Source organism: uncultured Blautia sp. (assembly GCF_902497045.1).
Lineage (GTDB): Bacteria > Bacillota > Clostridia > Lachnospirales > Lachnospiraceae > Blautia_A.
The window spans coordinates 1-9180 of record NZ_CABVDF010000107.1 but is presented as its reverse complement, the minus strand read 5'-3'; the positions used below and the strand labels follow the sequence as shown (position 1 = coordinate 9180).

Below are 9180 nucleotides of genomic sequence, written 5' to 3'. Positions count from 1 at the left end.
TAATATAAAAGAAAAACTTCCACTTAAGAAGAAATGGAAGTTTTTCAGTGCCCTTTATAATTACAGTTTTTTCTCTGTTTTCTATTTTTTTCAAAAACCACATTTCTATTGTAAAAATATTTCATCCGCCAATCTGTACCCGGAGCGAAGAAACACTCTCCGCTGCCATTTTCAGAGTTTTCATCTTTTCCGGCTCCGGAGGAAGTATTCCATCCATAAGATATTCTCTTCCCAGCCCTTCGTATTTGTCCTGCCCCAGTCTGTGATATGGAAGAAGATGGAGTTCCTCCACCCCCGGAAGCGTATCCGCAAACTCTGCAATACCCCGGATTTCCTCCACAGTATCATTAAAGGACGGGATCACCGGTACGCGAATAATCAGTCTGGTCTGACCTGACAAAGCAACCTTGCGGGCATTTTCCATCATCAGTTCATTGGATCGTCCGGTAAATTCTTTATGTTTCTCCGGATTGGTATGTTTGATATCCATCAGATAAAGATCCAGATAGGGAAGCAGCCGGCGGATTTTTTCAAAATCCGCACAGGCCATACTTTCTATGGCAGTATTGATTCCTCTCTCCTTTGCCGCACGGAGAAGATCCCGCGAAAATTCCGGCTGGCAGAGACATTCTCCTCCGGAAAGAGTCATTCCTCCTCCCGAACGGTAGTAATAAGGTCTGTCCTTTTCCACCTCAGCGATCATCTCTGCCACTGTGGTATCTCTTCCGATCACTTTCTCCTCGCCCATAACCTTCATCGTCTGAATACGGTATTCCTGGGATTCCGGATTACAGCACCAGCGGCACCGCAGTACACACCCTTTCAAAAAAACAATGGTACGGATTCCCGGTCCGTCATGAACGGAATATCTCTGGATGTCAAAAATCCTCCCCTTGGTATTTAAATAATCCATATTATGCCTTTCCTGTATCAATATCCGGTCTTTTTCTGTCAGAAGCCCTGCTCTGTTCTTCTGATGATATCATCCTGAAGGGATCTGGAAAGAGTAGTAAACAAAGCGCTGTAACCGGCCACACGGACAACCAGATGTTTATACTTCTCCGGATTCTTCTGCGCATCCAGAAGCGTATCTCTGTCAACTACATTAAACTGTACATGCATTCCTTTCTGATCAAAATAGGAACGGATCAGCGCTACAAATTTTTCCAGCCCCTCTCTTCCGGCAAGCGCGGAAGGATGAAATTTCTGATTAAACAGTGTTCCGTTTGACACAATAAAATGATCCAGTCTGGAAACTGAAGTTGCCGCAGCAGTCGGGCCATTTACATCCTTGCCTGCCGATGGTGACACACCGTCTGCCACAGGTGTATGGGCATAACGTCCGTCCGGTGTTGCTCCCGTCTGGCCTCCCAGCGGAACATTGGCGGAAACAGGATAAAGCCCGGCCTGGTACTGGCCGCCTCGCGGATTTCTGTAGTTCTGAAGAGGTCTGGTATATGTATAAGCCACATCTCTGGCAAAATAGTCCACCTCCGGAATATCATTTCCGAACTTTGGAACCTGGTCGATCAGATGATGGATTTCCTCATACCTTGCCTTCTGCTGCTCTGTAGGTTTCATATTCAGGATCGTCTGAAGAACAGATGCCGCCGTTTTTTCATCGATGACCTGTCCCCGACGTTCCATTTCTTTCAGGACAGATGCCGTCATGTCTGCTGCAGTCTGGGCATCCATTCCTTTTCCATAATTCCATGCAAGAGCTTCCTTTAGTTCCTCCATGGATATCTTTTTGTCTCTATACACCAGCTGACGCACCGCATAAAGAGAATCTGCCATATTAGCGATACCGAATCCCTGCGGTCCGGTAAAGTTGTATACTGCTCCGCCCTCCTGTACAGACATTCCTCTCTTCATACAGTCATCCACCATACAGGACAGGAACGGCAGCGGACATCTTTCTGCATGAGCTACATCAATGGCATTGTCTGCATTTACAAGAAGAGAAATACAGTATTCCATCTGTTTTTTATAAGCGTCATAAAACTCTTCAAAGGTAGTCATACCGGCAACATCACCTGTCTGGATTCCTACCAGTTCCCCTTTGTCCATGCCATTGGAAAATACAAGTTCCAGAGGCCTGCACATATTAAAGAACGCCGCGTCATGCCATCCGTCTGTTTTTCCTGCCTTCTGAGGTTCCACACAGCCGATGATATTATATTCTCTGGCATCTTCCAGAGAAAGTCCGCGGTTCTGCAGAGACGGAATGATCACCTCGTCATTATAATAAGCCGGAAGACCGATTCCCGTTCTGGTAAGCTCTGCCGCTTTGATCAAAAACTCATGGGGAGAACCGTTCCAGACTCTTACGGAAAGAGAGGGCTGAGGCAGGTGCACATGCATGGATGCCTGAATGGACATGACAGAAAGATCATTTGTCACATCTTCCCCATCCTTGTTCTGTCCTCCTGCAATCAGATTCTGAAACAGGCTGTATCCCGCAAAGCCTTCAGCGGAAGCAGCATCACGGCATTTATTCAGATCGTTGAGCTTCACCCAGATGCAGTCCATCAGTTCCTGTGCAAATTCTCTGGTAATATTCCCATTATCCAGGTCTTTTTTATAATATGGATACATATACTGGTCAAAACGTCCCGGTGAAATAGAATGGCCGCTGGACTCCAGCTGAATCAGCTGCTGAACAAACCAGAAGGACTGGCACGCCTCATAAAATCCATTTGCCCCTTTCGCCGGAACTCTGCTGCAGTTCATTGCTATGATGTGCAGTTCTTCTTTTCTGACCGGATCGTCACATTCTGCCGCCATCTTCTCAGCCAGCGCCGCATAACGCTGTGCATACTCGATCACTGCCTGACAGCTTAAGATCACTGCATTTAAAAAATGAGAGCGTCTTGCATAATCTTCATCGCCTACCTGACATTTGTCCAGCTCCGCCTGGGCCTTTGCCATAATTCCCTCATAACCGATTGCAAGAATCTCTTCGTATTTTACCGTTACGTGTCCTACACCATTATAAAAATAGTTTCCCGGTGTAAAAATATTATGTTCGATCGCCCGAACAGCCTCCGGCGCCATGTAGGAAGTCGCAAGTTCACTGGTTGTTTTTCCCTTCCAGTACTTATGCACCTCTCTCAGCTCCTGCTTTGTCTCTTCGGCGATATAAAACGGGTCCGCGCTCCTCGTTTCAACCGTATCCAGTTCGTCCTCCAGCCACTGATAAGAAAACTCCGGATAGGTCTGGCACCCTCTGGGCGCTATGGTACTGCTTCCCACGATCAGTTCCTCATCACGGATAATGATAGGAATATGCCGCAGGATATGAGCAAATGCCTCCGCACGCCTGGTGATCATCGGCTGTCCTTCCGTTTCTTTATAGGACTCTGTAAGCAGCTTTGCTCTGGCAGATTCGATCACCGGCATTTTCTCATACAGATGGTCAACCAGTCGTGTGATTCTGGATGACTTTGGAATATCTGTGGTATTAAACATCTCCACGCTTCTCCTTTCTCCCGGCATCTTCAGATGCCATGGTTATGAGCAATATTATATCTTATTTACAGATATGTGTCAACGAAATCAACAGAATCTAACATATATAGATGAGGTTTTCCCTTTACTTTCGTTGTGTTTTTTGTTGTTTTTTATTTATTGTACTTTTATAGAAACACCTTTCCATAAAAAAGACCATTCAGTACTTTACCTGATGGTCTTTCTGATATCTTGTTCATATGCTTTGCAAAGTATATCAGCTTCCAGCTGCTACTGTAAGACATTCAATGCTTTTTCCTCTGCTCCACTGACTGCAGTAAATACTGGTGCACCTCCGGAATCTTTCAAATCGGCATTTTGCTTCCTGTTCATTTCCGTAAACCTTCCAGCACCCGCTGCATTTATATCCTTCCGCTCTGTTTTCAATAAATCCTTTTACATCCTCCGGAGGATACCCCAAAAACAATCCTATTTCATGAGGAAACCTATCCGAACCTTTTAAACGCCGGCTCAGACGAACAATGCACTTATCCGGGGCATCGGCAGCATATCCATACTCTTCCAGTATCTCCGCCGCCTCTCTGACAGCAAAATCCTCCTTCAGTTTTCCTGGTCTGTATAAATAAAGAAGGGCTGTTTTTTCCGTCACACGCAAAGGAACGATACGAACTCCTTTGGAAGACAGCCTGCGGTTGAGCGACCGCAAAGCTTTTTGCAGCTGTGTTTTTCCTGTATATGTACAGCTGAAAAGATTTCCTGTTTTCAAACCTGCAAGTGTGGGAGAACCGTGTCGAATCACCATTTCATCAGACATAAGCAGCCTCCACATTTTCTTCCAGAATATTTTTCAGCGCACACATGGAACTGGTATTTGAACGGACCACCCGTACCTTTTGCCCTTTTGTTTCATTTAAGGCATTACGCACCATTTTATGGGATACTGTTCCCGTAAAAAGCACCATCAGATCTGGACTGCCAATCCCCTTAAGACTGCTGTTCTGCTTTGGAAACACTTTTGCACTGCATCGATACTCCCGGCACAGATCCTTATAACGCCTCACCATACATTCATTTCCTCCAATGATCACTACACTCATAAATACCGCTCCTTTCAAATTAGTTTTAACTAACTTCTTTTGTGAAAAGAAAGCGCCAGACAGGCGCTTTATATATCCGCTTCATTTGTTAGTTGTTGCTAACAATTATATTGTACCTGATATTTCCTAAATTGTCAATACTTTTTCACTTACTTTGTCCAATGGAAAAAATCAGTATTTTTTCTCTGTTATTTTCTCCCGGAAACAGATCCCGGCAGTTGATACACCCTCTTATATCAAGGACATCCATCTCTGTCAGATACTGCATATACTCTTCTGAAGGGTAATAAAAATACAAACGTATCTCCCGTGGATTTTCATAATAGGATTCCAGGATCCGTGCCATTGTTTTTTTGAGTATATCAATGCAGAAAGGATTAAAGAAAAAGCATCGGTCGATTTCCGCCGGAACCTGATACACTGCCGCATCTGCCAGTTCAAACGTTGTTTTCCGTCCGGAAGAAGCTTTCTCCTTGTTTTTAAGAGCAATATGATAAATTCTTTCATTGTATTCTATTCCCACCGACCTGCATCCGGTCTGATAGGACAAAAAGAAATCCACACGGCCTTTTCCACAGCCATAATCCAACACCGTATTGTTTTTTCTAATTTCTCCACTGTTTCCCAGACGTTCCAGAACCGAATACGGCGTAGGCTCGTAAGGATATTTATACTGATCAGAGCCGGTATCATCTCTGCCGGACGTACGGATCCTCAAAAGTCTGTCCCAGGAATCTTCTTTCATAACAGCCTCCTTGTACAAAAGCTTACTTTTCTCAGCAAAGAAAAATGCAGAATCAGCTCATCATCTTCCGATCCTGCATTTTCATTTCTTACAGATATAGATTCAAATTATTTATTCCTTTCATTTTCCAGATGCTCCTCAAGCGTTGGATTCAGATGGCGAACCACAAACAGCGTAATAAGCATCAATACAATCCCTACCGGAAGAGCAATCCATGCCGTTTTTACAAATCCTGCAACCAGATATGTCACAAAAGAAACCGCCGCTGCCAGAATCGCATAAGGAAGCTGGGTGGACACATGATTTACATGGTCACACTGAGCGCCTGCCGATGCCATGATCGTGGTATCTGAAATCGGAGAACAGTGATCTCCACACACAGCTCCTGCCATACATGCAGAAATGGAAATGATCATAAGTTCAGGATCTGAATTTTCAAATACTGCAACAACGATCGGGATCAGGATACCAAAAGTTCCCCAGGAGGTTCCTGTGGCAAAGGCAAGTCCGCATCCAACCAGGAATATAATAGCCGGAAGAATATTCATCAGGCCGCCCGCGGCAGAGCGCATCGCATTTTCTACAAACGCTGCAGCTCCAAGACTGTCTGTCATAGCCTTTAAGGACCATGCAAATACAAGGATCAGGATAGCCGGAACCATTGCCTTAAATCCTTCCGGAAGAGAGTTCATACATTCTCTGAAAGAGAGCACTTTTCTGAACATATAAAATGCAACTGTAAGCACAAAAGCAAAGGAACTTCCCAAAGTCAGACCTACAGAAGCGTCACTCTGTGAAAAAGCTGTTACAAAATCTGTTCCGCCGAAAAATCCGCCTGTATAGATCATTCCTATTACACAGAATATAACAAGACAGATGATCGGAAATACCAGGTCGATCACACGGCCTCTGGGATTCACCTTATCTTCTTTTGCCGCATCTGCATAAGGTCTTCCCGCCGTTGTATAAAGATCTCCCTTCAGCGCATTCACTTCATGAGTTCTCATGCTTCCAAACTCGGTTTTCAGCAGGACCATGCCAACCATCATAACAATGGTAAGCAGCGCATAAAAATTGTACGGAATGGCACGGACAAAAATAGAAAGTCCATCCTCTCCCTCTACAAAACCACTGACTGCAGCAGCCCAGGAAGAAATCGGAGCAATAATACATACCGGAGCTGCGGTAGAATCGATCAGATATGCAAGCTTTGCTCTTGACACATGGTGCTTATCTGTGACCGGACGCATAACACTTCCTACTGTCAGACAGTTAAAATAATCGTCAATAAAGATCAGGACGCCCAGAACAACCGTAGCAAGCTCCGCACCAACCCTTGTTTTTATCCTTTTGCTGGCCCAGCGTCCGAATGCTGCGGAACCGCCTGCCTTGTTCATCATGCAGACCATCGCACCCAGAATCACAAGGAAAATAAGAATTCCTACATTGTAGCTGTCAGAAAGGACGCTGATGATCCCATCCTGAAAAATATGGGTGACTGTTCCCTCAAAAGCAAAACCGGAATACAAAAGCCCTCCCATAAGAATTCCCAGGAACAGTGAACTGTATACCTCTTTTGTAATAAGAGCCAGACAAATAGCAACTACAGGCGGTACAAGTGCCCAGAAAGTTGCGTAAACAGCTGGCTGTGCGGCTTCCTCCTCTGCTGCAAACACGCACAGGGGATTTACCAGGATTCCCAGAACTGCCATGGTCAGAATTGCCATGAACACTCTTTTTTTGTTTCTCATTTCTTTCCTCCCTCTGATATAAAAAGAGCCATGGAATTCGTCCCACACGGGAGCCCTCCATGGCATCTGATCTTTGTACGATATAAATTATGTATCTGATCTGTCAGTCCTGATAGCGCTCCACATCTGTGACAGTACGCAAAATATTCTCCTGCGTCCCAGGGCCTCGCCTCCTGGCGGTGAAAACCCTTCGGCGGTTTTTCCTTTCACCGGAAACAGCCTGCCATGGCCTGACGCATACTACGTCCGTTTCCGGGTACTGATAAAACCCGCACCTCTATCCTGTACTCTTTTGTATCTGTTTTGTTCACTTTACTTTAACAGCTTTCTCCGGAAATAGCAAGCCGTTTTTATCAATTTGTGGATTTTTATATAATATTTCGGCGATACAGACAGACCGCCGATTTCTTACTTTTTATCTTTTGAATTAAAATAAATTTCTGCCTTTTCTTCAAATGCACGCAGAGACTCTGCCTTAGCCGCTATTTTGTGCAAAACTTTCAGCTTTGTCACATCTTCAAGATCCTCAAACTTTGTCTGCAGGTCTTCCGGAATCTCCCCCAGCTCTTCCAGAAGTTCCAAAATATTTTCCCTTGTCGCCTCCAGACGTCCTTCCTGCCTGCCTTCCTGTTTTTCCTCACGCAGCATTTCTTCAAAGATCATATAGCGCTCTCCCATTTCCCGGTCTGTCTTGATCTCGCGGATGGTTTTCTGAAATCTCCTTACCAGTTCGTCCTGAAAATCCCTCTCGCTTTCCTCAAGACCGGCTGTTACAAATTTTAAGAACCTGACCAGTTACGGCGGCACCTCTGCATCATTCTTTCCCTTTGTATTCAAAAAGATCGCACAGCTTCCGTCCTCCAGTTTTACATAGGAATCCTATATGGCTATTATATCACGCCATTACTTATACTTCTATCTTTTTCATTCGACAAAACACCCATTGACATCTCCATCCATACCTGCCATACTGAAACCAGATTTTCTGAAATTTATCTGTCCCGGCAGATCCCGGGCGGAAAGGAGCAGTTTATGTATCTTTCTGATATTCACACCCATTCCATTGCAAGCGGTCACGGAACCGACTGCACAATCTCTGATATGGCAAAAAGCGCCTCCAGAAAAGGCCTGAAACTTCTGGGCATTACGGATCATGGTCCCGCCACACTGGCAGCAGGGACACCTTCCTATTTCCGAAGCCTGACTTTTTCTCCAAAAAAACGCTTTGGTCTGGAATTATTATATGGAATCGAACTGAACATCCTGGATAAAGAAGGGCATACCGACCTGGACGAAGAGCTTCTCTCCAGACTGGACTATGCCATTGCCAGTATGCACGCACAGAATTATAAAAGCGGAACTATAGAAGAGAACACAAAGGCATATATCAATGCCATGAAAAATCCACATGTAAAGGTTCTTGGTCACTGTGACAATCCACAGTTTCCTGTGGATTATGACCAGATCGCAAAAGCGGCAAAAGAATACCAGACTGCATTTGAGATCAACGAAGCCTCATTAGCTCCTTATGGTTACCGGGGAGACACTCGTGCAAACAACCGGGAAATCCTCCGCTGCTGCCGAAAATACCAGATTCCTGTATTGCTTTCCAGCGACAGCCATGGAGCAGAACATATCGGAGATTTCACCTGTGCTTCTGAGTTTGTACATAAAGAAATGTTTCCGGAAAGCCTGATCCTGAACAATCAGCTTCCGAAACTGAAGGTCTTTCTGCAGACACACAGCTAAAAAAAGGATTCTGAGCTACTCAGAATCCTTTATCTTTCTCATCATCTCCGCCAGCTCCTGATACTTTCCCGTAACATAGCCATAATTTTTTCTTTTATGAGGCAGCTGGCAGTTGGTGCAGTCCTTTATTCCATTCTCCGTATAGCGGAAGTTTCCTCCGCACTTATCTCCAAGAGCATACAGCGGACAGTAACAGAACAAACAGTTAAAATTTTCCGGATCTGCCCCTTTATGGCATGGAAAATATTCGCATTCTCTGTTGCTGAAAAACGAATAGTGCTTGTCTTCCCAATATTCTTTGCCCATATCCTTCTTGTATGATGTTTATAGAAGCTAAAACATCACCTTTTCCTTTCTTTTAGTAATG

General features: G+C 44.8%; 9 protein-coding genes and 1 riboswitch. Of the genes, 1 reads left to right on the top strand and 8 read right to left on the bottom strand.

All coding sequences use genetic code 11. The features are described 5' to 3' along the window. Window positions 1-121 precede the first annotated feature (121 nt). The 7 genes from RDS42_RS09015 to RDS42_RS08985 form a co-directional block, all read right to left on the bottom strand. A complete protein-coding gene (locus tag RDS42_RS09015; protein WP_308783368.1) occupies window positions 122-913 on the bottom strand; it encodes a glycyl-radical enzyme activating protein in 792 nt (263 codons plus the stop codon). Window positions 914-951: 38 nt separating this feature from the next. After that, window positions 952-3471, bottom strand: a complete 2520-nt coding sequence (locus RDS42_RS09010; protein WP_308783367.1) for a glycyl radical protein — start codon at window positions 3469-3471, stop codon at window positions 952-954. 256 nt (window positions 3472-3727) lie between these two features. Continuing rightward, a complete protein-coding gene (locus RDS42_RS09005; RefSeq protein WP_308783366.1) occupies window positions 3728-4285 on the bottom strand; it encodes a DUF3793 family protein in 558 nt (185 codons plus the stop codon). Further along, window positions 4278-4568 (bottom strand): DUF2325 domain-containing protein, encoded by a 291-nt coding sequence (locus RDS42_RS09000; RefSeq protein WP_308783365.1) that lies wholly within the window; start codon window positions 4566-4568, stop codon window positions 4278-4280. Before RDS42_RS09000 ends, RDS42_RS09005 begins: the two co-directional genes overlap by 8 nt. Window positions 4569-4713: 145 nt before the next feature. After that, window positions 4714-5313 carry a class I SAM-dependent methyltransferase gene (locus RDS42_RS08995; protein WP_308783364.1) on the bottom strand — a complete coding sequence of 200 codons (600 nt, stop codon included), beginning with the start codon at window positions 5311-5313 and terminating at the stop codon, window positions 4714-4716. 107 nt (window positions 5314-5420) lie between these two features. Next, window positions 5421-7064: a Na+/H+ antiporter NhaC family protein gene (locus RDS42_RS08990; protein WP_308783363.1), complete on the bottom strand. Its 1644-nt coding sequence runs from the start codon at window positions 7062-7064 to the stop codon at window positions 5421-5423. Window positions 7065-7169: 105 nt separating this feature from the next. Continuing rightward, window positions 7170-7352: riboswitch (Lysine riboswitch) on the bottom strand. A 120-nt stretch (window positions 7353-7472) separates the two neighbouring features. Then, window positions 7473-7727, bottom strand: coding sequence for a hypothetical protein (locus tag RDS42_RS08985; protein WP_308783362.1), 255 nt, complete (start codon window positions 7725-7727; stop codon window positions 7473-7475). Window positions 7728-8096: 369 nt separating this feature from the next. On the opposite strand from RDS42_RS08985, the gene RDS42_RS08980 reads away from it, so the two are divergent. Continuing rightward, window positions 8097-8813: a phosphatase gene (locus tag RDS42_RS08980; RefSeq protein ID WP_308783361.1), complete on the top strand. Its 717-nt coding sequence runs from the start codon at window positions 8097-8099 to the stop codon at window positions 8811-8813. A 15-nt stretch (window positions 8814-8828) separates the two neighbouring features. Here RDS42_RS08980 and RDS42_RS08975 read toward each other — a convergent pair whose 3' ends face one another. Next, window positions 8829-9119, bottom strand: a complete 291-nt coding sequence (locus RDS42_RS08975; RefSeq protein WP_308783360.1) for a cysteine-rich small domain-containing protein — start codon at window positions 9117-9119, stop codon at window positions 8829-8831. Window positions 9120-9180 lie beyond the last annotated feature (61 nt).

Bases quoted from the DNA above. Each gene is read 5' to 3' on its own strand.
- RDS42_RS08995 (WP_308783364.1), bottom strand. From the start codon at position 5,313: ATGAAAGAAGATTCCTGGGACAGACTTTTGAGGATCCGTACGTCCGGC.
- RDS42_RS09010 (WP_308783367.1), bottom strand. From the start codon at position 3,471: ATGTTTAATACCACAGATATTCCAAAGTCATCCAGAATCACACGACTG.
- RDS42_RS09005 (WP_308783366.1), bottom strand. From the start codon at position 4,285: ATGTCTGATGAAATGGTGATTCGACACGGTTCTCCCACACTTGCAGGT.
- RDS42_RS08985 (WP_308783362.1), bottom strand. From the start codon at position 7,727: ATGATCTTTGAAGAAATGCTGCGTGAGGAAAAACAGGAAGGCAGGCAG.
- RDS42_RS09015 (WP_308783368.1), bottom strand. From the start codon at position 913: ATGGATTATTTAAATACCAAGGGGAGGATTTTTGACATCCAGAGATAT.
- RDS42_RS08980 (WP_308783361.1), top strand. From the start codon at position 8,097: ATGTATCTTTCTGATATTCACACCCATTCCATTGCAAGCGGTCACGGA.
- RDS42_RS08990 (WP_308783363.1), bottom strand. From the start codon at position 7,064: ATGAGAAACAAAAAAAGAGTGTTCATGGCAATTCTGACCATGGCAGTT.
- RDS42_RS09000 (WP_308783365.1), bottom strand. From the start codon at position 4,568: ATGAGTGTAGTGATCATTGGAGGAAATGAATGTATGGTGAGGCGTTAT.
- RDS42_RS08975 (WP_308783360.1), bottom strand. From the start codon at position 9,119: ATGGGCAAAGAATATTGGGAAGACAAGCACTATTCGTTTTTCAGCAAC.